At 63.9% G+C, this 21338-nt stretch carries 21 protein-coding genes and 1 pseudogene; 7 read left to right on the forward strand and 15 right to left on the reverse strand.

Features of this window, described 5'->3' with window-relative positions; all coding sequences use genetic code 11:
• Positions 1 to 172: 172 nt before the first annotated feature.
• The 7 genes and pseudogenes from C1720_RS07480 to C1720_RS07510 all read right to left on the reverse strand — a co-directional run bounded on the left by C1720_RS07480 (position 173) and on the right by C1720_RS07510 (position 5776).
• Positions 173 to 1267, reverse strand: a complete 1095-nt coding sequence (locus C1720_RS07480) for an SGNH/GDSL hydrolase family protein (RefSeq protein WP_158241670.1) — start codon at positions 1265 to 1267, stop codon at positions 173 to 175.
• A gap of 7 nt (positions 1268 to 1274) precedes the next feature.
• The gene (locus C1720_RS07485; RefSeq protein WP_102283773.1) at positions 1275 to 2717 is read right to left on the reverse strand and encodes an MBOAT family O-acyltransferase; all 1443 of its coding nucleotides are present in this window, start codon (positions 2715 to 2717) and stop codon (positions 1275 to 1277) included.
• Between the two features lie 208 nt (positions 2718 to 2925).
• Positions 2926 to 3399: an OST-HTH/LOTUS domain-containing protein gene (locus C1720_RS14255; RefSeq protein ID WP_233200031.1), complete on the reverse strand. Its 474-nt coding sequence runs from the start codon at positions 3397 to 3399 to the stop codon at positions 2926 to 2928.
• A gap of 177 nt (positions 3400 to 3576) precedes the next feature.
• Positions 3577 to 4113, reverse strand: a pseudogene (locus C1720_RS14590) (NYN domain-containing protein); the annotation flags it as partial.
• The gene (locus C1720_RS07500) at positions 4110 to 4685 is read right to left on the reverse strand and encodes a cob(I)yrinic acid a,c-diamide adenosyltransferase (RefSeq protein ID WP_050714925.1); all 576 of its coding nucleotides are present in this window, start codon (positions 4683 to 4685) and stop codon (positions 4110 to 4112) included. The pseudogene C1720_RS14590 and the gene C1720_RS07500, both read right to left, overlap by 4 nt.
• Before the next feature lie 29 nt (positions 4686 to 4714).
• A complete protein-coding gene (aroQ, locus tag C1720_RS07505; RefSeq protein ID WP_102283774.1) occupies positions 4715 to 5167 on the reverse strand; it encodes a type II 3-dehydroquinate dehydratase in 453 nt (150 codons plus the stop codon).
• A 36-nt stretch (positions 5168 to 5203) separates the two neighbouring features.
• The gene (locus tag C1720_RS07510; RefSeq protein WP_050714923.1) at positions 5204 to 5776 is read right to left on the reverse strand and encodes an adenine phosphoribosyltransferase; all 573 of its coding nucleotides are present in this window, start codon (positions 5774 to 5776) and stop codon (positions 5204 to 5206) included.
• Positions 5777 to 5902: 126 nt separating this feature from the next.
• On the opposite strand from C1720_RS07510, the gene ruvB reads away from it, so the two are divergent.
• Entirely contained in the window at positions 5903 to 6964 is a 1062-nt protein-coding gene (gene ruvB / locus C1720_RS07515) for a Holliday junction branch migration DNA helicase RuvB (protein ID WP_102283775.1), read from the forward strand.
• A 318-nt stretch (positions 6965 to 7282) separates the two neighbouring features.
• Here the strand turns inward: ruvB and mnmE are convergent, their stop codons facing one another.
• Together mnmE and C1720_RS07525 are read right to left on the reverse strand one after the other, a co-directional pair.
• The gene (gene mnmE, locus C1720_RS07520; RefSeq protein WP_233199861.1) at positions 7283 to 8683 is read right to left on the reverse strand and encodes a tRNA uridine-5-carboxymethylaminomethyl(34) synthesis GTPase MnmE; all 1401 of its coding nucleotides are present in this window, start codon (positions 8681 to 8683) and stop codon (positions 7283 to 7285) included.
• A 235-nt stretch (positions 8684 to 8918) separates the two neighbouring features.
• Positions 8919 to 9818, reverse strand: coding sequence for a CsgG/HfaB family protein (locus tag C1720_RS07525; RefSeq protein ID WP_050714920.1), 900 nt, complete (start codon positions 9816 to 9818; stop codon positions 8919 to 8921).
• A gap of 157 nt (positions 9819 to 9975) precedes the next feature.
• Here C1720_RS07525 and C1720_RS13705 point away from each other — a divergent pair, with 157 nt between their 5' ends.
• On the forward strand, positions 9976 to 10233 hold the full coding sequence (locus C1720_RS13705; protein WP_158241671.1) for a hypothetical protein: 258 nt from the start codon (positions 9976 to 9978) through the stop codon (positions 10231 to 10233).
• On the opposite strand, the gene C1720_RS07535 is transcribed toward C1720_RS13705, so the two are convergent.
• The 4 genes from C1720_RS07535 to corA form a co-directional block, all read right to left on the reverse strand.
• The gene (locus C1720_RS07535; protein ID WP_050714918.1) at positions 10218 to 10640 is read right to left on the reverse strand and encodes a barstar family protein; all 423 of its coding nucleotides are present in this window, start codon (positions 10638 to 10640) and stop codon (positions 10218 to 10220) included. The two genes, C1720_RS13705 and C1720_RS07535, sit on opposite strands and share 16 nt — an antisense overlap.
• 23 nt (positions 10641 to 10663) lie before the next feature.
• The gene (locus C1720_RS07540) at positions 10664 to 11059 is read right to left on the reverse strand and encodes a ribonuclease domain-containing protein (protein WP_102283777.1); all 396 of its coding nucleotides are present in this window, start codon (positions 11057 to 11059) and stop codon (positions 10664 to 10666) included.
• 262 nt (positions 11060 to 11321) lie between these two features.
• Entirely contained in the window at positions 11322 to 13655 is a 2334-nt protein-coding gene (locus C1720_RS07545; protein ID WP_102283778.1) for an NADP-dependent malic enzyme, read from the reverse strand.
• Between the two features lie 266 nt (positions 13656 to 13921).
• Positions 13922 to 14908, reverse strand: coding sequence for a magnesium/cobalt transporter CorA (corA, locus tag C1720_RS07550; protein WP_050714915.1), 987 nt, complete (start codon positions 14906 to 14908; stop codon positions 13922 to 13924).
• 281 nt (positions 14909 to 15189) lie between these two features.
• On the opposite strand from corA, the gene C1720_RS07555 reads away from it, so the two are divergent.
• Positions 15190 to 15666, forward strand: coding sequence for a PTS sugar transporter subunit IIA (locus C1720_RS07555; protein WP_050716394.1), 477 nt, complete (start codon positions 15190 to 15192; stop codon positions 15664 to 15666).
• 13 nt (positions 15667 to 15679) lie between these two features.
• Positions 15680 to 16633, forward strand: coding sequence for an HPr(Ser) kinase/phosphatase (gene hprK / locus C1720_RS07560; RefSeq protein WP_102283779.1), 954 nt, complete (start codon positions 15680 to 15682; stop codon positions 16631 to 16633).
• Positions 16634 to 16938: 305 nt separating this feature from the next.
• Here the strand turns inward: hprK and fur are convergent, their stop codons facing one another.
• Positions 16939 to 17394, reverse strand: a complete 456-nt coding sequence (fur, locus tag C1720_RS07565; RefSeq protein WP_050714913.1) for a ferric iron uptake transcriptional regulator — start codon at positions 17392 to 17394, stop codon at positions 16939 to 16941.
• Between the two features lie 186 nt (positions 17395 to 17580).
• On the opposite strand from fur, the gene C1720_RS07570 reads away from it, so the two are divergent.
• From C1720_RS07570 to C1720_RS07580, 3 genes are all read left to right on the forward strand, one after another.
• Entirely contained in the window at positions 17581 to 18102 is a 522-nt protein-coding gene (locus C1720_RS07570) for an outer membrane protein assembly factor BamE (RefSeq protein WP_439650769.1), read from the forward strand.
• Between the two features lie 21 nt (positions 18103 to 18123).
• Positions 18124 to 18936, forward strand: coding sequence for a 4-hydroxy-tetrahydrodipicolinate reductase (gene dapB / locus C1720_RS07575; RefSeq protein ID WP_102283780.1), 813 nt, complete (start codon positions 18124 to 18126; stop codon positions 18934 to 18936).
• 190 nt (positions 18937 to 19126) lie between these two features.
• On the forward strand, positions 19127 to 20620 hold the full coding sequence (locus tag C1720_RS07580) for a TrkH family potassium uptake protein (protein WP_050714910.1): 1494 nt from the start codon (positions 19127 to 19129) through the stop codon (positions 20618 to 20620).
• Between the two features lie 27 nt (positions 20621 to 20647).
• Here the strand turns inward: C1720_RS07580 and C1720_RS07585 are convergent, their stop codons facing one another.
• Positions 20648 to 21304, reverse strand: a complete 657-nt coding sequence (locus C1720_RS07585; RefSeq protein ID WP_102283781.1) for a TetR/AcrR family transcriptional regulator — start codon at positions 21302 to 21304, stop codon at positions 20648 to 20650.
• Positions 21305 to 21338: the final 34 nt, after the last annotated feature.

The raw sequence follows: 21338 nt of genomic DNA on the forward strand, positions 1-21338 counted from the left end.
AAGCGCGGCCTTGCACGCTCTTCAGCAGGGGACGGATGCGCTTGAGCCTCTCCCGGCTGATGTTGCTTGGGGCTGCTTTTTCATCTCATGAGCTTTTCATTTTTCGTGAGAGGTTTTGAACAGGTTCAGAGCTGCGCATTGCTCTTGTTCTGATAGCGGCCAGCGCCCGTATTCAAAGGGCTGGAGCCGGATTGGGCGGCATGGCAGGCGGGCGGGCCGCCGCCTCTGCGCTGGTTTTTGTGTCTGCTTTGGGCGCGGCGGCGGGCGCGTATTCGATGAACTGGCGCACGTGGCTGGCCAGCCGCCTCTGGCCGGGCAGGGCCAGGTGGATGCCGTCGGCGTGGCGCACGCGGGTGAGCTTGCCTTCCAGGCGGATGCTGTCGGCGTAGCTTGGCGTGCCGTCGCCCAGCAGCTCTTCGGTGGGCAGCCAGAGCGCGGCGGCGTCCAGGTTTTGCGCCAGCACGGCGTTCAGGCGGCGGATGCGCTGTCCGTAGTCATTGGCGCGCATCAGCGGCAGGCCAATCCAGATGACGGACGCGCCCGCCTGGCGCGCGGCGCGGGTGATGCGCAAGGCGCGCGCGGCGTAGGCTTCGTCCCACTCGGGCGTGCCAAAGCGTTTGCGGCTGCGGCTTTCAAAAAAATCCCAAGGGTCGTTCGCGCCCAGGAAAACGACGACCAGGCGCGTGTCCGGGTGCTGGCGCAAGGCCGCTTCCACCGCCTGCGGCCAATTGAAGTAGGCGGCGTTGGTCAGGCCCGTGCTGTGGCGGCTCAGGTTGATGGAGCGGATGCCGCCTTCGCGCAGCAGCGTCCGCTGGAGCAAAGGGGCGATGCTTTGCATCATGGAGTCGCCCACGAACAGCACTTTGTCTGCCGCAGCCAGGCGTATGACGGGCGGCGCGGCGTTTTCTTGCGGCGCGGCAGGTGTTTGGGGCGCTTCAGGCGCGGGCGGCACGGGCGGCAATTCAGGGATGCCGGGCGCTTCGGGCGAGACTTCATTTGCCGTGCTATCAGCGGCCAGGCCCGCCGCCACGGCTTGTTCCATAGAAGCGGGGCCGTCATGCCAGGCTTGCAGGCGGGCGCGCAGGGCCGCTGCGCTGCGCCACTGCGGCCAGGCGTTCAGGCGCTCCAGCGGGCTGCGCTGATGCCAGGTTTGCAGCCACCAGGCGTTGAATGAGTCTTGCCCGAACCACAGCGTGAGCGCGCCAGTGAACGCCAGCGCCGCAAACAGCCCTGCCGCGCCCACGCGCCGGCCCGCGTGCGCGTTCATCACCCCTTCAGAACCCCGCATAAATGAACCCCGGCACACCCGGAGGCGCCACGATGATGAGCAAGCCCATGAGCGCGCTGGCGGGCAGCGCCCACGCCAGCACGGGCAGGCGCTGCATCAGCGCCACGCAGGCGGCAAAGGCGGCGGCCAGCGGGCGGCACAGCAGCCAGGCGGCGGCCAGCAGCGCCAGCCAGGCCAGCGCGCGCGGCGGCGGCAGCGTGGCCCAGGGCGTATCGGGCGCGGCCAGCGCCTGCCACACGGCGGCCAGGCTTTCCGCGTCGGTCACGCGAAACACCACGAAGGCCAGGCACACGAAATGCGCCGTGGCCAGCCGCCCCGCAAAGCGCCCCGCCGCCGTGCCCGCCAGCGCGTTGCGCCGCCCGGCCAGCGCATCGCCCGCATTCAGCAGCACAAGGCCCGCGCCGTGCGCCAGCCCCCAGAGCAAAAAATTCCAGCCTTGCCCGTGCCACGCGCCCGACAGCCCCAGCGCCAGCAGCAAATTCAGCTGCGTGCGCGCAAAACCGTGGCGGCTGCCGCCCAGCGGGATATAGATGTAATCGCGTATCCAGGTGGAAAGGCTGATATGCCAGCGGTTCCAGAATTCGCGCAAATTGTGCGCCGCCAGCGGCTGCATGAAATTGAGCGGAATATGAAAACCCAGCAGCATGGCCAGGCCAATCACCAAATCGGAATAACCCGAAAAATCAAAAAAAAGCTGCGCCGTATAGCCGTAAATGGCCGTCAATACCGTCAGCGGCGCGTGCTGCATGGGATTGTCAAAAACCGGGTCCACCAATTGTTCGGCCAGCGCGCCGGCCAGAAACCATTTTTTGGTAATGCCCAGCAAAATCAGGCACACCGCCAGCGCCGGGTTCAGCAGGCGGCGCGGCCGCCGCGTCTGAATCTGAATGGCCGCGCCCGCGTGCAGCCCCTCCACGCTTTTTTGCAGCCCCGCGCGGAAAATGGGGCCGCTGGTCACCGTGGGGAAAAAGCCCAGGTGCAAAACCAGCTCATGCCATTTCAGCGCCAGACTGGCCGGGCGCTGGCGCAGCCAGTCCAGATACGCAATGGCCTGAAATGAATACCACGAAAGCCCCAGCGGAAAAATCAGCGCCGCCACCGGCTCTTGCAAAGGCGCGGGAAAATGGGCTGCGAAAAAATCGTGATATTTGAAAAAACCCAGATTGGCCGCAATCAGGGCCGCGCCCGCGCCCAGCCAGCGCTTTTTTGCCTTTTCATGGCGGGATTGGGCAATGCCGCACGCCACGCCGAAAACGCCCGTGGCAAAAACCAGCAGCGCCGCCGCGAAATACGGATTGGCCAGCCACAGCATGAACAGGCTGGCCGCCAGCAGCAGCGCGTTTTGCGCCCCCGGCCACGGGCGCAGCGCCCAGTAGGCCGGAAACAGCAGCATGAAAAACGCCGCGAACTCGATGGACAGCAGGCTCATGCCGCGCAGACGCCTGACGCCAGCGGCCAGCTGCTGGCAGGTCCGGCTGGAAGGCTTATTTCGCTATGGTATCCATAGCATGATGTCCTAGTGAAAAGCGCGCAAAAGCCACTTTCATCCCCCTTGAATTCGCTCCTGTTTCTGATGCTTCCGGGCGCGGACGGGCAGGGGCTGGGCGCATGGGCGGGGCGGCGCGGCATGGGGCGGCTCATTGGCCTTGTGGCGCGCTGGCACGGCCTGCGGCTTGTGCCAAGCGCATGCGCTGGCCCTGAATTTCAAGACCATGCACGGTTTTGAACGAATCAGGCCAATCCTTGAAGCCGTAATCCAGATAAGACCAGCGCGATCCAATGAATTGGCCTGCCGCTTCCATATCCATCCAGCCTTGCGCGTCCTGGATTTTCGGGGCGGCTGCGTTGAGCAGCTTGATCAATTCGCCATATGGAATTTTGCGGCAATACATCTGATATAAGCCGTCATGGCGAAATTGCAGGCCGCCCAAGGCTTTCAGCATGCCCGAGAGCTTGGCGTAGCCATAATTGCGGGGGTCAAAATCAGGCTGAGTCTGGACCAGGTATTGGCCAATTTGCCCCACGTGCGCCCAGCCTGTGGCTTCATCCGTATTTTGTTTGATGGCCGTGTAAAGCAGCGTGCGCAATACGCCATCTATGGGTTTTCGCATATTTGCAGCTGGCGGCGGATTATTTGCCGTAGCGGATGACGAAAGAGATGAATCAGGCTTTTCCGCTTTGCCGGATTCGGGTTTTGCCATGCCGTTTTCCGCTTCATTTTGAAGGTTTTCAAGGTAAATGAAACGGTCGCAGGCGTTGCGAAAAGCTTCGGGCGTTTTTTTATTGCCGAATCCATATGCGACGAGTCCATTGGCGCGTATTCTGGCGGCCAGGGGCGTGAAATCGCTGTCGCTGGAAACCAGGCAGAAACCATCAAAAGCGCCGCTGTAGAGCAAGTCCATCGCGTCGATGATCAGTTTCATATCCGTCGCGTCCTTGCCTTTGGTATAGGCGAACTGCTGCATGGGCATGACGGCGTGCCTTGAGAACCTGTTCAAAGTCCGCCCGTGGATGCGAAAAGTGCGGACTCGGGCGGTCTGCGGCGTTGCAAATCCTCGCCGGGCCATAAGGCCCGTCTGCGGTTTGTGCCTTGCAGCCCATCCCGATCCGCACTTTCGCCCCTCACGGCCAGACTCCGAACAGATTCTTGGCAGGATTTCTTTGCTCCAGCCTTGTGGCGGCCGGCTCCAGTCGCCGTCAATGCGCTTGACGCTGGCGATGCCGTATTTGGCGATTTCCGCGAACAGCCCGGCTGCGGCGGCGGCTGATGCGTTGTCGGCGTCGATCAGGACGGCCAGCTTGTGGGGCGTGGCGGGCGGGTTCATGCGCCGCTTTGCTCCAGCCGTTCGCTTTTCCAGTACACGTCGTCGCCCGCGCTGCCGTCGGGGCGGTGGCGGTTGAGCACGCGGGCGAGCACGAACATCAGGTCAGAGAGGCGGTTGAGGTACTGGCGCGGGGCGGGGCGCAGGTTTTCGGCTTCGCAGACGGCCACGACGGCGCGTTCGGCGCGGCGCGCCACGGTGCGGCACACGTGCGATTGCGCGGCGGCGCGCGTGCCGGCGGGCAGGATGAATTCCTGAAGGCGCGGCAGCGCGGCGTTGTAGCGCTCAAGGGCGGCGTCCAGCTGCGCCAGCGCGTCGTCCTTGAGCAGTTCAAAGCCCGGAATGGAGATTTCGCCGCCCAGGTTGAAGAGCTGGTGCTGGATGTCGATGAGCAGTTCGCGCACGTCGGCGGGCAGGTCTTCGCACAGCAGCAGGCCGATGTGGCTGTTGAGTTCGTCCACATCGCCCATGGCGTGCGGGCGCAGGCTGTTTTTGGACACGCGGGTGTTGTTGCCCAGGCCGGTGGTGCCGTCGTCGCCGGTGCGGGTGGCGATTTGGGTGAGGCGTTTGCCCATGGCTTGTCTCCTTTCAGGTTTCGGGATGGTCAGCGTGGATGCCGGGCACAGGGGCCGAAGGCGGCCGCCGCGCGCAGCGCCAGCAGGTACGAATCCGCGCCAAAGCCGCAGATTTGCCCGCGCGCAACGTGGGCAATGTGCGAGTGGTGCCGGAACGGCTCGCGGGCGTGGATGTTGGACAGGTGCACTTCCACCACGGGGCAGCGCAGGATGGCCAGCGCGTCGCTGATGGCCACGCTGGTGTGCGACCACGCGCCGGCGTTGATGAGCACGGCGTCCACGCCTTCGCGGTGCGCCTGGTGGATGCGCTCGCACATCTGGCCTTCGTGGTTGGTTTGAAAGCAGGCCAGCCGCACGCCTAGCTCGTCAGCCAGGCGCTGCATGGCGGCGTCAATATCGGCCAGCGTGGCCGTGCCGTAGTGGGCCGGGTCGCGCTGGCCGAGCATGTTCAGATTGATGCCGTGCAAGGCGAGGATGTGCATGGTGCGGTCTCCAAAAAAAGCAGGGAAGGGCGCCTTTCAGCGCCCGTCAAATTCCACCAGCGTGAACAGCGGCAGGCCGCTTTCGCGCAGGCGCGCAGAGCCGCCCAGCTCCGGCAAATCGACGATGGCCGCGCCTTCGGTGACTTCGGCGCCCAGGCGCTCCAGCAGGCGGCGGCCCGCCATCATGGTGCCGCCGGTGGCAATCAGGTCGTCAATCAGCAGCACGCGGTCGCCGGGCTTGACGGCATCGGCGTGCAGCTCCACCGTGGCGCTGCCGTATTCCAGCTCGTAGGTTTCTTCCACCGTGGTGAAGGGCAGCTTGCCTTTTTTGCGGATGGGCACAAAGCCCACGTTCAGCTCGTAGGCCACCACGCTGCCCAGGATGAAGCCGCGCGCGTCCAGCCCCGCCACCACGTCCGGGCGCAGGGCAGGCGTCATGTAGCGGTGCACGAAGGCGTCAATCAGCACGCGGAAAACGCGCGGGTTTTGCAGCAGCGGCGTGATGTCGCGAAACTGCACGCCCGGCGCGGGCCAGTCGGGCACGGTGCGGATGTGGCTGCGCAGGTATTCCGTGATGGCGGCGGGCGGCGAGGCAGAGGCGGAAAGCATGGCGTCTGTTTCAAAGTGTGTGGAACGCTTTATTTTGCGCTGTGCGAACGCGGTTTTCCGCTCGCGGCCAGTCTTTCGCGGCGGCGCGCCGGCAGGCCTGCCCCCGCAGGCATACTTGCGCGCCTCATGAGCATTCATACAGACGATTTCGCTCCGGCCGCTGGCGCTGCGCGGCGCGTGGTTTCAGCCGCGCCCGCCTCGCCCAACGAAGAAGCGCTGGAGCGCGCCTTGCGCCCGAAGCTGCTGGACGAATACGTGGGCCAGGCCAAGGCGCGCGAGCAGCTTGAAATCTTCATCAGCGCGGCCCGCAAGCGCCAGGAAGCGCTCGATCACGTGCTGCTTTTTGGCCCGCCCGGGCTGGGCAAAACCACGCTCAGCCACATCATCGCGCACGAGCTGGGCGTGCAACTGCGCCAGACCAGCGGGCCGGTGCTGGAAAAGCCCAAAGACCTGGCGGCGCTGCTCACCAACCTGGAGCGCAACGATGTGCTTTTCATCGACGAAATCCACCGCTTAAGCCCCGTGGTGGAAGAAATTCTCTACCCCGCGCTGGAGGACTATCAGATCGACATCATGATTGGCGAAGGGCCGGCCGCGCGCAGCATCAAGCTCGACTTGCAGCCCTTCACCCTGGTGGGCGCGACCACGCGCGCGGGCATGCTCACCAACCCCTTGCGCGACCGCTTCGGCATCGTGGCGCGGCTGGAGTTCTACACGCCTGACGAGCTGGCGCGCATCGTCACGCGCTCGGCGGCGCTGCTGAATGTGCCGGCCGACGCCGACGGCGCCATGGAAATCGCCCGCCGCAGCCGGGGCACGCCGCGCATTGCCAACCGCCTGCTGCGCCGCGTGCGCGACTATGCCGACGTGAAAGGGCAGGGCCGCATCACGCAAGAAATGGCCCGCCGGGCGCTGGCCATGCTCGACGTGGACCCGCAAGGCTTTGACCTGATGGACCGCAAGCTGCTGGAAGCCGTGATTCACCGCTTTGACGGCGGCCCCGTGGGCCTGGACAACGTGGCCGCCGCCATTGGCGAAGAGCCGGGCACCATTGAAGATGTGATTGAGCCTTATCTCATCCAGCAGGGCTATTTGCAACGCACTCCGCGCGGGCGCGTGGCCACGCAAGCCGCCTGGCGGCATTTGGGGCTGGCCGCGCCGCAGCGCGAAGGCGGCGGGCTGTTTTGAAAAACAGGTTGATCAGCAGAGTTTGGGCTTTCCTGATCCTGGATGCCAGCCGAATGCACCATGACGAGCTGACGCCAGCGGCTTGACAGCCTGTGATCTGCGCGCCAAAGATGGCCTTCATCATTTGCCGGACGCTACGCCGTCAGCAATGCCCACTCTTGCTCATCACGGCCATGTGTCCGGCCAACACCTGTCGCAGCTCATCTGTCATGTCACTTGGGGCATGACTGGAATTTGAGGCAAGACAAGAGCGATAACGGCTTTTCGCGGCCCATTTTCGGCGGCAGGTGGGTTGATCGGCAGCCCGGAGGCTCTCCCCTACTTGCCAATGCAAAAGCGCGAGAAGATGACGCCCAGCAAGTCGTCGGGCGTGAATTCGCCGGTGATCTCGCCTAGCGCCTGCTGGGCCAGGCGCAGTTCTTCGGCCAGCAGGTCGATGGCGGGCGGGCTGGCGTGTAGCCAGTTGTGCGCGGCTTGCAGGCACTGCTCCGTGCGGCGCAGGGCGGCCAGGTGGCGTTCGCGGGCGATGATGAGACTTTCGCCCGCCGTGGCCTGCCAGCCGGCCGTGCGCAGCAGGCGCTGGCGCAAGGCGTCCAGCCCCTGGCCGGTGCGGGCCGAGATCAGCAGGGCGTCTGGCGGCAGGGCGGGCGTTTCTTGCGGGGGCAGGGCGTCGGCTTTGTTCCAGATGTGAATCAGGGGCGCGGCGGGCGCGTCAGCGGCGATGCGCCCGGCGATGCGTGCGTCTTCGGCTGCGTGGGCGGCGTCGGCTTGGCGGGTGGCGTCGTGCAGCAGCAGCACGGCGTCGGCTTGGCCGATGTGTTGCCAGGCGCGGGCGATGCCGATGCGCTCGGCTTCGTCGCTGCTGTCGCGCAGGCCTGCTGTGTCGAGCACGTGCAGGGGCACGCCTTCGATTTGGATGGTTTGCTGGACGATGTCGCGCGTGGTGCCGGCTTGCGCGGTGACGATGGCCAGTTCCGTCCCGGCCAGGGCGTTGAGCAGGGAGCTTTTGCCAGCGTTGGGCTGTCCGGCAATGACGACTTTGATGCCTTCGCGCAGCAGCGCGCCTTGTTGGGCGCTGGCGAGCACATCATGAAGTTGCTGGCGCAGGGCGGCGAGTTGGCCGCTGGCGCCGGCCTGGGTGAGAAAGTCGATTTCTTCTTCGGGGAAGTCCAGCGTGGCTTCGGTGAGCATGCGCAGCTGGATCAGCCCTTGCAGCAGCGTTTGGATGCGCGCGGAGAAGGCGCCTGCCAGTGAGCGGCTGGCGCTGCGGGCGGCGGCGGCGGTGCTGGCGTCGATCAGGTCGGCCACGGCTTCGGCTTGCGCCAGGTCGAGTTTGCCGTTCAGAAAGGCGCGTTCGGTGAATTCGCCGGGCCGCGCCAGCCGCAGGCCGGGCAGCAGTTTTTCGGCGGCTTGCAGGCAGCGCGCCAGCAGCAGTTGCAGCACGACGGGGCCGCCGTGGGCTTGCAGCTCCAGCACGTCTTCGCCGGTGTAGGAGTGCGGCGCGGGGAAAAAGAGCGCCAGTCCGTGGTCGATGGGGCTGCCGTCTGCGTCCAGAAACGGCAGGTAGGTGGCTTGCCGCGCTTGCAGCGTTCGCCCGCATAGCGCTTGCGCCAGCGGCATCAGGCGCGGCCCCGAAACGCGCACGATGCCCACGGCGCCGCGCCCGGGCGCGGTGGCAATGGCGGCAATGGGATCGTCAGGGGTGGATAGCGCGGTCACGGCAAGATGAGGAGGAAACGAAACGGCCCCGCATGATAGGAGGAGAGAGCAGGCGCCAAAGCGGGTATGCCAGCTTGTTTTTTCAATACCCAATTGGCTTTGGGTCTTGGTGCAGGCTGGACAGGCTGCTATGTTTTTTGCGGTTTGAACACACTTGATTGCAGCAAGCCAGACAAAAACGGCTGCCGCCGCTGGTGTGCGGGGCAGCCGTTCAGGGCTTTTGATGCCTTGCGGTTTACCTGGAGCGCCTGGTTTTGCCGCGCTTGGGGGCGGTTTGCGGGGTGTAGGTTTGCGAGGGCGCAGCGGCGCCATCCACCGTCAGGCGGCCGCCGCCGCCCAGGCCCTGGCCTTGCACGGACTGGGCCTTGTAGCTGCGCAGGGCGCGAACCATTTGGTTGTAGGCATCCATGAAAGCAGCGGTGATGACCTTGCCTTGCGGAGTGCGCTGGTAGCCGCCGAGGCCCGCGCCTGCGCTGCCGCCAAAGAGCGCGCCAAAGCCGCCAAAGTCCATTTTGGAAGCGCTGCCTTCGGAGGCGGCTATTTGCACGCCGGAGCGGTTGTCCACCAGGGTGAGCATGGTAGACGCCTGGCGGGTTTTCGTGCCCGCCGCCAAGGCGCCCGCGACGGCGCCTGCGTTGCCGAAGAGGCCGCCAATGCTTGCCAGCGCACCGCCTGTGTTGTCTTCACTGAAGATGATTTCAGGCGAGAGGCCGTAGTCGGAAGCGACCATCTGGCCACGGCCAAAGTTGCTGCCCTGGCGCATTTCGCCCGATTGCATCAGCTCGCGCTCGCGGCTCATGGCACGCATGCCAGCAGCGCCGCGCTCCACCACGACGAAGCAGTTGGATTGCTGGATCAGCAGGCGCAGCAGGTTGGAAGTGGGGGGCAGTTTGTACTCGTTGCGCAAGATGGTGTACCAGCCTGCGTCCTGGTTTTCCACCAGCGAGATGGTGCCCAGGGGAGAGCTGCATTTTTCAAGCTCGGAGCTTTCGCCAGTGGCTGCGCCGCCTGCCGCGCTGCCGGTGGCAACGGTCTTGGCATCTTGCGAACCCATTTTCATGTCGGTGCTGACGCAGCCTGTCAGCAGCATGAGCGAGCCAGCCGCAGCGGCCAGGGCCAGTTTTCGGGTGAACATTGATATTGACTCCATCAAAAGTGAGAGAAGACAGCCGCCTTGCGAGCGCAAATGGACGCAGCCGCTGGCGGGGTGTTACTGAAAAATTAAAAAGGCACGCAATGTGCGGGCCTTTGTATGTGTTTGCATGCAAACGCTTGCAAATATACCGTGATGAATGGATTCAGGCCGCACCAGCAAAAACCCGCCTTGCGGCGGGTTCTGGAACTGGCGCGCTGACCAAAAGGGCGTTTCAGGCGGCCGATTGCCAGTAGGCGCTGAAAGGGTTGCTCATGCGCAGCGCTTCGGCGGTGATGTCCACCAGTTTGTCGGCGGGGAGTTTTTCGGTGTCTTCCTCGAAAGCTTCGCCTTCATGGGCCTCATTGGCCCGTTCTGCCTGGCCGGGTTGCGCAGAACGGGCTACAGAAAAGAATAGAAGCAGCGGAAGGGGATGCGCCGGTCGCCCCAGTAATCGGCAGCTTCGCGGAAGGTGTCGAGCAGTTGCTCGCGGGCGTCCTTGTCGAATTTGGGCGTGGCGGGAATTTGCTCCAGCAGCACCACGAAGCCGGGCTGCGGGCCGCTTTTGTGCAGCGGGTCGGTCATGCAGTCGTACAGGGCATCAAAGTTCTTGCCGAAGTGGGGCGGAAAGCAGAACTGCTCGGCAATGGATTCCAGCACGTCCTGCTTGGTATGGGCGTGCGCCAGGTTGGCATAGAGAAAGTGCTGGCCCAGTTGCGCGGCGATGTCCTGGAGTTCATGCGCATGAAAGGCGCGGATGGATTGCACGATGTTGGGTCGCACGCGCTTGAAGGGCGATTCCTGGATTTGGGGAGGCAAATTCATTTGAGTTGCTTGGTGAAGGTTGTTCAGGGCTGAATCCGGCGGAAGCTGCTGTAGTGATCGGCGCTGTAGTAGCAGGCGTCAGGCGCCACGGGCTGCCATCCGCCGCAGACGATGCGCCGCCCGCCACGGTGGCGCACGCCTGGTGTGCGCACGGTGTATTCGCGGTAGTAACCACGCCTTTGCACAGGCAGAAGGCGCTCGCGGTTGCCGAAAACCGTGCCGTCTTTCTCGAAGGGGAAAGGGCCGCCAGCAAGAATGAGCCAATAGGTGCGCTGGCCCTGCGCGGGCAAATCAGCCAAGGCCACTGCCGCTGAAGCCGGAGCTTCGGGCGCAGGTCCGCGAGCGTGAAGTGCGCTTGCCGACGCCAGCAGGCAGGCAGCCAAGGTGAGCGCGCGGATGATGCTGGCTTTCATCTTCATGACGGAAAAACAGCCCGCGAGTGTGCCGCAAGGGGTATCAAAAAGCAAGCGCTCCATCTGGAGCGCGGGGCGGCTTTCGGAACCTGCTCAGCATCTGGCCGGAGGGACGAAAGAGCGGATTGGGATGGGTTGCAAGGCGCAATCCCGCAGACGGACCTTGTAGCCCTGCGAGGCGTTTGCAATGCCCTCGAGCGCCCTAGTCCGCGTTTCCCGCATTCACGGACAGACTTTGAGCAGGTTTTTGAGAGCCGCCTCTTTTCTCTCATTCGTGAGCGGCGTTGGCGTCGGCCACGGCCAGTGCAGTCATGTTCACGATGCGGCGCACGGTGGTGCTGGGCGTGAGGATGTGCACGGGCCGCGCGGCGCCCAGCAGCATGGGGCCGATGGCGATGTTGCCGCCGGCGGCGACCTTGAGCAGGTTGTAGGCGATGTTGGCGGCGTCGATGCCGGGCAGCACGAGCAAGTTGGCGTCTCCAGTGAGGGGGCTGTCGGGCATGAGGGTTTTGCGCAGGGCGCTGTCGAGTGCGGCGTCGCCGTGCATTTCGCCATCGGCTTGCAGCCAGGGGGCCTGCTCTTGCAGCAGGGCCAGGGCCTGGCGCATTTTCACGGCGCTGGGCTGGCTGGATGAGCCAAAGCTGGAGTGCGACAGCAAGGCGGCTTTGGGTTTGAGGCCAAAGCGCATCATTTCTTCAGCGGCCATGATGGTGATTTCGGCCAGCTGCTCCGCGCTGGGGTCGTAGTTGATGTGCGTGTCCACCATGAAGACCTGGCGGCCCGGCAGCATCAGCCCGTTCATGGCGGCGTAGGTGCGCGCGCCGGGTTTTTTGCCGATGACCTGGTCGATGTATCTCAGGTGCGCGGCATGCACGCCCCAGGTGCCGCAGATCAGGCCGTCTACGTCGCCGGCGCGCAGCAGCATGCAGCCAATGAGCGAGAAGCGGCGGCGCATTTCGATTTGGGCCATGGGCGCGGTGACGCCACGGCGTTTGGCCAGTTCGTAGTACTGCTGCCAAAAGTGCGTGTAGCGATCGTCTTGCTCCACGTTCACCACGTCGTAGTGCACGCCTTGCTGCAGGCGCAGGCCGAATTTTTCGATGCGCTGGGCGATGATGGCCGGGCGGCCAATGAGCGTGGGCCGGGCCAGCCCGTCATCGACCACGATTTGGGCGGCGCGCAGCACGCGTTCTTCTTCGCCTTCGGCGTAGGCCACGCGCTTGCGCCCGGGCGCGGCTGCGCGGGCGGCAGCGAAGATGGGCTTCATGGCGGTGCCCGAGGCATAGACGAAGTGCTGGAGCCGCTCGATGTAGGCGGCCATGTCTTCGATGGGGCGGCTGGCCACGCCGGAGGCGGCAGCGGCTTGCGCCACGGCGGGCGCGATTTTCATCATCAGGCGCGGATCGAAGGGCTTGGGGATCAGGTATTCCGGCCCGAAGCTGAGTTTTTCGCCCACGTAGGCGCGTGCGACCACTTCGCTTTGCTCGGCCTGCGCCAGGTCGGCAATGGCGTGCACGGCGGCGAGTTTCATCTCGTCGGTGATGGTGGTGGCCCCGCAGTCCAGCGCGCCACGGAAGATGTAGGGAAAGCACAGCACGTTGTTGACCTGGTTGGGGTAGTCCGTGCGGCCCGTGGCGATGAGCGCGTCATCGCGCACGGCCTTGATTTCTTCCGGCATGATTTCCGGCGTGGGGTTGGCCAGCGCCAGCACGAGCGGGCGGGGGGCCATGCGCCGCACCATGTCTTGCTTGAGCACGCCGCCAGCGGACAGGCCCAGGAAGATGTCTGCGCCGTCAATCACTTCAGCCAGCGTGCGCAGGCTGGTTTTTTGCGCATAGACGGCTTTGTCGGCATCCATCAGTTCGGTGCGGCCTTCATAGACCAGGCCCTTGATGTCAGTCACCCACACGTTTTCGCGCCGGATGCCCAGTTTGACGAGCAGGCCCGTGCAGGCCAGCGCCGCAGCGCCTGCGCCGCTGACCACCAGCTTCACGTCTTGCAGCCGCTTGCCCACCACTTTCAGCCCGTTCATCACGGCAGCGCCCACTACGATGGCGGTGCCGTGCTGGTCGTCGTGAAAAACGGGAATCTTCATGCGTTCGCGCAGCTTGCGCTCCACATGAAAGCAGTCGGGCGCCTTGATGTCTTCCAGGTTGATGCCGCCAAACGTAGGCTCCAGTGCGGCGATGATGTCCACCAGCCGGTCGGGGTCGTTCTCGTTGATTTCAATGTCGAACACGTCGATGCCCGAGAACTTCTTGAACAAAACGGCCTTGCCTTCCATGACCGGTTTGCCCGCCAGCGGGCCGATGTCGCCCAGCCCCAGCACCGCCGTGCCGTTGGTGACCACGCCCACCAGATTGCCGCGCGCCGTGTAGCGGAAAGCCGCCGCCGGATTGGCCTTGATTTCTTCACAGGGCGCGGCCACGCCAGGGCTGTAGGCCAGCGCCAGCTCGTACTGGTTGACCAGCTGCTTGGTGGGCGCAATGGCGATCTTGCCCGGCACGGGTTTCTCGTGGTATTCCAGCGCGGCCTGGCGCAGCAGCTCGCGCTTTTCTGCGCTGGTGGGCTTTGGGGCGGCATGCGAGGAAGAAGTGGACATGTGTTTTGACAGGAAAGGGTGAGAAAGACCCGCAAACGGGCCAGCCAAAGAAAAATTCTAGAAACGGAAAACAGGCTGGCAATGCCGTTTTTCCCTGATTGGCGTCACGGCCCACGACAGCGCCCCGGCGTGCAGCTATGAAATCAGAAGCAAATTCAGGCCGCCTGAAATTGCTTTTGTCGCCTGTTTGGCGAGAGGTGGCGCTATTGTTCTGGGAGCTAATCTGCCTTGGCCAGCGCGGTTCAATAGGGAGCGCAGACGCGCCCTCACTTCAGCCAGCCGCGCCGCCTGAAATACAGCATGGGCAGCGCCGCGCTGGCAATCATCAGAAGAATGCCCCAGGCGTAGCCGTATTTCCAGCCCAGCTCGGGCATGTGCTGGAAGTTCATGCCATAGACGCTGGCCACCAGCGTGGGCGGCAGCAGGGCCACGCTGGCCACGGAAAAGAGCTTGATGATCTTGTTTTGATTGATGTTGATGAAGCCGACGGTGGCGTCCATCAGAAAGTTGATCTTGTCAAACAAGAAAGTGGTGTGACCATCCAGCGAGTCGATATCGCGCAGGATCTGGCGCGCTTCTTCGAACTGCTCGGCATCCAGCATCTTGCTGCGCATGAGAAAGCTGACGGCGCGGCGCGTGTCCATCATGTTGCGGCGAATGCGCCCGTTCATGTCTTCCTGCCGGGCGATGGCCGCCAGCACTTCGCTGGCGACCTCATCGCCCACGTTGCCGTCCAGCACCTTCTTGCTGGCCGCTTCCAGATCGTCATAAATGCCTTCGAGCGTGTCGGCGCAGTATTCGGCATCGGCGTCAAAGAGCTTGAGCAACACTTCGCGCGCGTCGGTCAGCAGGCCGGGCATGCGGCGCGCGCGCAGGCGCAGCAGCCGGAAGGCGGGCACGGTTTCGTCGTGAATGGAAAACAGCACGCCGTGGCTGCGCAGCTGCTCGTTGGCCTGATTGACGATGAAGGCCACGCGCACCTGGCGCGGCTCGTCAAAATCAGCCACCAGAAAATCGCTGCGGATGTGCAAATCGCCGTTGTCTTCTTCGTAGAAGCGGGCCGATTCCTCGATGTCGTCGTCCATCGCGTCTTCTGGAATTGACAGGCCGTAGTGCTGGCGCACCCAGCGTTTTTCTTCCGGCGTGGGCGTTTCCAGATCAACCCAGATGGGGCGGAACTGCTCCAGCTCCTGTAGCGACTCGATTTCTTCCTGGAACAGGCGCCCGTTTGAAAGTGTGAAGACATTGAGCATGGAGCGGCTTTCCGGCTGGGTGTTGCGGGGAAGGTGTCGCGCGCTCTGCCTTTGTCTGCCTTGTTTGCGCGCGCAAAAGCGCCGGATTATGTCAGCGCGCACTGAATCGCGCCTGTTTCGCGCTCTTGCACGCGATTTCGGCTGGAATTGGTGTAAATTCGGCCCGATAGTGCAATAAAAAGCAAAAGGCTATAGGCTCCATCCAAACTTAAGCCGCACCGGGCACTCCCGGGGCGGTTTTTTTTCGGCCCGCAACCAGATTCCTGCGCCTCATGCAACCACTGAACCGTCTTGCCGCCATCCTTCCGGTCTCACGCGTGCTCGTGGGCGCGGATGTCACCAGCAAAAAACGCGCCTTTGAGGAGGCGGGCCTGCTGTTCGAGAGCCTGCATGGCCTCTCGCGCGCGCTGATCACCGACAGCCTTTTTGCCCGCGAGCGCCTGGGTTCCACAGGCCTGGGGCACGGCGTGGCCATTCCTCACGGACGCATCAAAGGCTTGCAAGCGCCCATGGCAGCCGTGCTGCAGCTGGCGCGCCCCATCGGCTTTGATGCGCCGGATGACCAGCCGGTCACGCTGCTCATTTTTCTGCTGGTACCGGAAACGGCCACGCAAAAGCATCTTGAAATCCTCTCGGAGATCGCCGAGCTGCTCAGCGACAGCGCGCAGCGCGAAAAACTCAAGACTGCCGCCAGCGCAGACGAGCTGCACAGCCTGATTGATCGCTGGCAGCCTGCCGCGCCAGCGCCGGAAAACTGAGCGCGCTTGCGGCATGAAGCCTACCGCCATCAGCGCCGACGAGCTGTTTGAAGACCGTCTCGCCATCTTGCGCTGGCAATGGATTGCCGGGCGCAACGCGCCGGAGCGCCGCTTTGATGAAGAGGCCGTGCGCGAGGCCCACTCCGGCGCCGATCTGGTGGGGCATCTCAACTACGTCCACCCCTATCGCGTGCAAATTGTCGGAGCGCGTGAAATCAGCTATCTCACCCGTGGCGCGCCCGAAGACTGCGCCCGGCGCGTGGCCCGCATCGTCACGCTCCAGCCGCCCGTGCTGGTGCTGTGCGATGGACAAACGGCTCCGCCCGCGCTGGTCACCCTCTGCGAGGAAGCCAAGATCCCCCTTTTTGCCACGGACCAGCCCGCCGGCTTCGTGGTGGATGTGCTGCGCTCCTACCTGTCCAAGCACTTTGCCGACCGCACCACCATGCACGGCGTGTTCATGGACATCCTGGGGCTGGGCGTTCTCATCACCGGCGAATCCGGCCAAGGCAAAAGCGAGCTGGGGCTGGAGCTGGTGTCTCGCGGCCACGGCCTGGTGGCTGACGATGCGGTGGATTTGGCACGCATCAATGAAAACACCATTGAAGGCCGTTGCCCCGAGCTGCTGCAAAACCTGCTGGAAGTGCGCGGCATCGGCCTGCTGGATATTCGCGCCATCTTTGGCGAATCCGCCGTGCGCCGCCGCATGCGGCTGCGCCTGATCGTGCACCTGGTGCGCAGTGAAACCCTGGAGCGCGATTACGAACGTCTGCCGCACGAACCCCTGTCGCAAGACGTGCTGGGCGTGCCCGTGCGCAAAGCCATCATCCCCGTGGTGGCGGGCCGCAACATTGCCGTGCTGGTTGAAGCCGCCGTGCGCAACACCATCTTGCAGCTGCGCGGCATTCACACTTATCAGGAATTCCTGGAGCGCCACCGCAAGGCCATGCTGCAAGGCGAGGCCTGAGAACCTGCTCGAAGTCTCTGTTCATGAGCGCGAAAAGCGCGGACGGGATGTAAACAGTGAATGCGCTGGGACAATCTAGCTATTACATTTGTAGCTATACGTCCTAGTGGAAACTGCGCAGAACGGCATTTTCATGCCGTTTAATTTGCTCCTCTTTTTGATATGGATTGATATTGTCTGGCGGATGGAAGCGGACGGGAGCGCCGCCAGAGCTTCAACAAAAAATGCGCCAGCCCTTTGCAGAGCTGGCGCATCCAATGTGGGTTCAAGCGCAGAAACGGCGCCAGGAGAGCGGCTGAGCGCTTTCAGTGTTTGCTTTCGCCTGCGCCCTGACGTTCCTCGCGGTGCTCGCAGGCATTTTTGGTGCAGCGTCCGTACAGGCTCAAGGCATGCTCGCTGAGCGAGAAACCGTGCTTTTTGGCGACTGAATTCTGGCGGCGCTCGATTTCGGGATCGAAAAACTCCTCTACCCGGCCGCAGTCCAGGCAGACCAAATGGTCGTGATGCTGCTCGCCGCGCAGCTCGTAGATGGCCTTGGTCGCCTCGAAATGACTGCGCGTGAGAATGCCTGCCTGTTCAAACTGCATGAGCACGCGATACACCGTGGCCAAGCCAATGTCGGCGTTTTCCGCCAGCAGGTGGCGGTAGACATCTTCGGCGGCCATGTGGCGCTGCCCGCTTTTCTGGAAGATTTCCAGAATTTTCATGCGCGGCTGTGTGGCCTTCAGACCCGTGCTTTTGATTTCCTCAATCGTGTCCATGATGACGCTCCGTTGATGCAGTGTTGGGCGGGAAAATGCGTGTAATAAGAATCGCGCCAAGCGGCCGTACAGAGCCAATCTGGGGCCAAATGCTGCAACTACAATGGCGCGCCTCCATTGTGCATGAGCTTTTCCATGTTTGTATTCACGCCGTCGCAAAGACGTATCGTTTCCTTGTCTTTGGTCATGCTGGCGTTGCCAGCATTTTTCATGCTGGCCGGGTGCAGCCGCTTCAATCGCGCCACGCAGAGCATGGCTGGCGCGCTGACCATGTACAAGCCTGAAGTGGTGCAAGGCAACTTCATCTCCAGTGAGCAGGTGCAGGCATTGCGCCCCGGCATGACGCGCGTGCAGGTTCGCGACACGCTGGGCACGCCGCTGACCACCAGCATTTTTCATGCGGACCGCTGGGATTACGTGTTCACCATGAAACGAGTGAGGGTCGAGCCGCAGAAATACCGCCTCACCGTTTTTTTCAAGGGCGATGAGCTGGACCGCTACGAGGGCGATGAGATGCCCAGCGAAACCGAATTCGTGAACCGCATCAGCCCAAAGCGCACGCTGAAGGTTCCTCATCTTGAGGCGTCCGAGGAGCAGCTGGCCCGCTTCGCCCCGGCCGAAGGCGCTGCCGCGTCAGCTGATGCCGAAACCGAAGCGCCAGCGTCCGCCGCCAGCAGCTATCCGCCGCTGGAAAGCGCCGCTCCCTGAAGTCTGATTTCGAGTCCACGCATGACTGATACTGCCTTGCCTATCGCCATTGCTGGCGCCACTGGCCGCATGGGCCAAATGCTGATCGCCGCCGTCAGGGCCGCGCCCGATTGCCGTCTGAGCGGCGCGCTGGATCGCGCGGGCAGCCCCGCTCTGGGGCAGGACGCAGGCGCCAGCGCAGGCCAGCCTATGGGCGTGGCCATTACCGCCGATCTGACCGCTGGCCTGGCGGGCGCGCGGGTGCTGATTGATTTCACGCGCCCCGAAGCCACCATGCGGCACTTGGCCGCCTGTCGCGCGCAAGGCGTGGCGCTGGTTATCGGCACCACGGGCTTTTCAGAAGCGCAAAAGGCCGATATCGCTGCGGCGGCGCGGCACATTCCCATCGTCATGTCACCCAACATGAGCGTGGGCGTGAACGTGACCTTCAAGCTTCTGGAAATGGCCGCCAAGGCGCTTTCCACGGGCTATGACATCGAGATCATTGAGGCGCACCACCGCCACAAGGTGGACGCGCCCAGCGGCACGGCCCTGAAAATGGGCGAAGTCATTGCCGCAGCCCTGGGCCGCAATTTGCAGGAGTGCGCCGTATTCGAGCGCCACGGCCACACTGGCGAGCGCCAGCCGCAGCAAATTGGCTTTGCCACCATACGCGGGGGCGATATCGTGGGCGACCACACCGCTCTTTTCGCGGGTGAAGGCGAGCGTATTGAAATCAGCCACAAATCCAGCAGCCGGGCGGGCTATGCGCAGGGCAGCTTGCATGCCGCCCGCTTCCTGGCCGGGCGCTCCAGCGGCCTGTTCGATATGTTCGACGTGCTGGGCTTGCGCTGAGACGTTTTTCTGTTGCTCCCCGCTCCCGAAACCATCGCTGCAAATCCAGGCTGCGCCAGCGCTTGCGGCCGATTGGCTCCCAAGGCTGGACATTCTTTTTTCCAGGCAGCTCCTGCCGCTTGCGCGCCTGTGGCGCAGCGCCAGTTTGCGGCGGCTTGCCGCCTAGGGATTCCGGCGGGCATTTCGCTCCATGTTCATCAAGAAAAATCCGAACGCCATCGTCGCCCGCTTCAATAGCGCTTTTCTGGTGCTGTCGTGGGCGCTCATGGGTTTTGCCGCCACGTTTGCCGTGCCGCTGGGCTTTTCGCTGATGGACGAGTCGGCGCCATTCGCCCACGTCTGGACAGGCTGCATGCTGTTTACCTGGGTCAGCGGGGCGCTGCTGTGGCGCAAGACGCGCAACCGCCGCCGCGAACTGACGATCAAGGACGGTTTTTTGCTGGTCACCCTGGTGTGGCTGGTGCTGCCCGCCTATGCGGCGCTGCCGTTCATGTTCACCGTGCATGGCATGAGCTGGTTTGACGCCTACTTTGAAGCCATGAGCGGCCTGACGGCCACGGGCGCCACGGCGCTGGCGGGGCTGGATCTGCTGGCCACCCCCGTGAACGTGTGGCGCTGCTTTTTGCAGCTCATTGGCGGGCTGGGCATCATGCTGCTGGTGGTGGCCGTGCTGCCGTTTCTGGGGCTGGGCGGCACGCAGCTGTACAAGGCCGAAACGCCGGGGCCGATGAAAGACACGCGCCTGACGCCGCGCATCGCCGAAACGGCGCGGGGCCTGTGGGGCGTGTATTTCGTGCTGTCAGCCGCCTGCATGTGGGCCTACCACGCCTGCGGCATGAGCTGGGCCGATGCCTTCATGCACATGTGCACCACGGTCGGGCTGGGCGGCTTTTCGTCGCATGACAAGAGCTTTGGCTACTGGGACATTCCGGCGCTGGAATGGACGGCCACGCTGTTCATGCTGCTCTCGGGCGTGAGCTTTGCGCTGTATTTCAGGGCCTGGCAGCGCCGCTCGCTGCGCCCCATTGCGCAAGATGTGGAAGTGCGCGCCTACGTGCAAATCTTGCTGGTGTGCACGGCCATCGTGGCGGGCATGCTGATGTATGGCGGCATCTACAGCGAAAGCGATGAGGCCGTGCGCCAAGCCGCCTTTCAAGTCGTCTCGCTGGCCACCACCACCGGCTATGCCGCCACCGATTACCTGCTGTGGCCCACCTTTGTGCCGGTTCTGATGCTGTTTCTGGGCTGCTTTGTCTCGTGCGCAGGCTCCACGGGCGGGGGCATCAAGCTGGTGCGCATGCTGGTGCTGGTGCGGCTGGCGCGGCGCGAGCTGGTGCGCATCATTCACCCGCGCGTGGTTCACCACGTCACGCTGGGGCGCGGCGGCGCGGTTTCGCCTGATGTCATCTGGGCCATCATGGCCTTCATGCTCATCTATGGCGGCGCCATGACGGCGCTGACGCTGCTCATGCTCGCTTCCGGGCTGGATGTGGTGACCGCCTTTTCCGCCGTCATCGCCTGCCTGAACAACATCGGCCCCGGCATGGGCAAGATAGGCCCGGCGGGCAACTTCGGCGTGCTCAATGACTTTCAGATCACCATCTGCACCTTTGCCATGCTGCTGGGCCGGCTGGAGCTGCTGTCAGTGCTGGTGCTGCTGACGCCGCAGTTCTGGCGCAGCTGACGGCCCGCGCGGCATCTGCCTGCCCGCTTATTTTTTTCCGCCTGCCTGCGCCCACGCTTGCCCCACGGCTTGAAGGCCCGCCAGGGCAAAGCGGTACATGTGCTCGGCAATGACTTCATGCGGCATTTCGCGCACGGCCTGCGCGGGGCCGGGAATGCCGATGGCGCTGACAGTGAGCATGATGAGCGGCGCCACCGTGCTGACGGCGCAGCGCAGCAAGGCTGGCTCGTGCGGCGGAATGCCGGAGACCTCACTGAGAATGCGCAGCACCGGGCGCGCCTTCTGCGGCACCTGGGCTTGCAGCATTTGCAGCAGCTGGGGCGAAGGGTTGCCCAGCTCGCGCGCCAGCGCGCGGCCATGCCAGCTGGAGGCATTGACGCAGTTTTTGGCCAGCAAAGCCAGCAGCGCGCGCAGTTTTTCGGAAGCGGGCTGCGCGCTGTCAGCCAGCGCCCGCAGCTCTTCTTCACTGATGAAGTGGCGGTGCGCTTCGGCCAGCGTGGCCTGGAGCAGCCCCTCGCGGCCGCCAAAGTGGTAGTTGATGGAGGCCAGATCCACTGCGGCCAGCGCGGCAATGGCCTTGCTGGGCGTGGCGGCGAAACCGCTTTGGGCCATGAGCGTGCCTGCGGCTTGCAGGATGCGGGCGCGCGTGGCTTCGCCATCGGTGCGGAGCAGGCGTTGGGTCATGAGGGGCGATTTTGCAGGCGGGCCGCAGCGCGGA

The sequence above is a fragment of the Ottowia massiliensis genome (genome assembly GCF_900240305.1).
Taxonomy (GTDB): domain Bacteria; phylum Pseudomonadota; class Gammaproteobacteria; order Burkholderiales; family Burkholderiaceae_C; genus Ottowia; species Ottowia massiliensis.

Coding starts and splice junctions, on each gene's coding strand:
- C1720_RS07545 (WP_102283778.1), bottom strand. CDS start 13,655: ATGTCCACTTCTTCCTCGCATGCCGCCCCAAAGCCCACCAGCGCAGAA.
- C1720_RS07540 (WP_102283777.1), bottom strand. CDS start 11,059: ATGAAGATGAAAGCCAGCATCATCCGCGCGCTCACCTTGGCTGCCTGC.
- aroQ (WP_102283774.1), bottom strand. CDS start 5,167: ATGCACATCCTCGCCTTGCACGGCATCAATCTGAACATGCTCGGCCAG.
- C1720_RS07480 (WP_158241670.1), bottom strand. CDS start 1,267: ATGAACGCGCACGCGGGCCGGCGCGTGGGCGCGGCAGGGCTGTTTGCG.
- C1720_RS07580 (WP_050714910.1), top strand. CDS start 19,127: ATGTTCATCAAGAAAAATCCGAACGCCATCGTCGCCCGCTTCAATAGC.
- fur (WP_050714913.1), bottom strand. CDS start 17,394: ATGGACACGATTGAGGAAATCAAAAGCACGGGTCTGAAGGCCACACAG.
- C1720_RS13705 (WP_158241671.1), top strand. CDS start 9,976: ATGGATTCAGGCCGCACCAGCAAAAACCCGCCTTGCGGCGGGTTCTGG.
- hprK (WP_102283779.1), top strand. CDS start 15,680: ATGAAGCCTACCGCCATCAGCGCCGACGAGCTGTTTGAAGACCGTCTC.
- C1720_RS07535 (WP_050714918.1), bottom strand. CDS start 10,640: ATGAATTTGCCTCCCCAAATCCAGGAATCGCCCTTCAAGCGCGTGCGA.
- C1720_RS14255 (WP_233200031.1), bottom strand. CDS start 3,399: ATGCGAAAACCCATAGATGGCGTATTGCGCACGCTGCTTTACACGGCC.
- C1720_RS07570 (WP_439650769.1), top strand. CDS start 17,581: ATGCTGGCGTTGCCAGCATTTTTCATGCTGGCCGGGTGCAGCCGCTTC.
- C1720_RS07510 (WP_050714923.1), bottom strand. CDS start 5,776: ATGCTTTCCGCCTCTGCCTCGCCGCCCGCCGCCATCACGGAATACCTG.
- corA (WP_050714915.1), bottom strand. CDS start 14,908: ATGCTCAATGTCTTCACACTTTCAAACGGGCGCCTGTTCCAGGAAGAA.
- C1720_RS07585 (WP_102283781.1), bottom strand. CDS start 21,304: ATGACCCAACGCCTGCTCCGCACCGATGGCGAAGCCACGCGCGCCCGC.
- dapB (WP_102283780.1), top strand. CDS start 18,124: ATGACTGATACTGCCTTGCCTATCGCCATTGCTGGCGCCACTGGCCGC.
- ruvB (WP_102283775.1), top strand. CDS start 5,903: ATGAGCATTCATACAGACGATTTCGCTCCGGCCGCTGGCGCTGCGCGG.
- C1720_RS07525 (WP_050714920.1), bottom strand. CDS start 9,818: ATGTTCACCCGAAAACTGGCCCTGGCCGCTGCGGCTGGCTCGCTCATG.
- C1720_RS07500 (WP_050714925.1), bottom strand. CDS start 4,685: ATGGGCAAACGCCTCACCCAAATCGCCACCCGCACCGGCGACGACGGC.
- C1720_RS07485 (WP_102283773.1), bottom strand. CDS start 2,717: ATGAGCCTGCTGTCCATCGAGTTCGCGGCGTTTTTCATGCTGCTGTTT.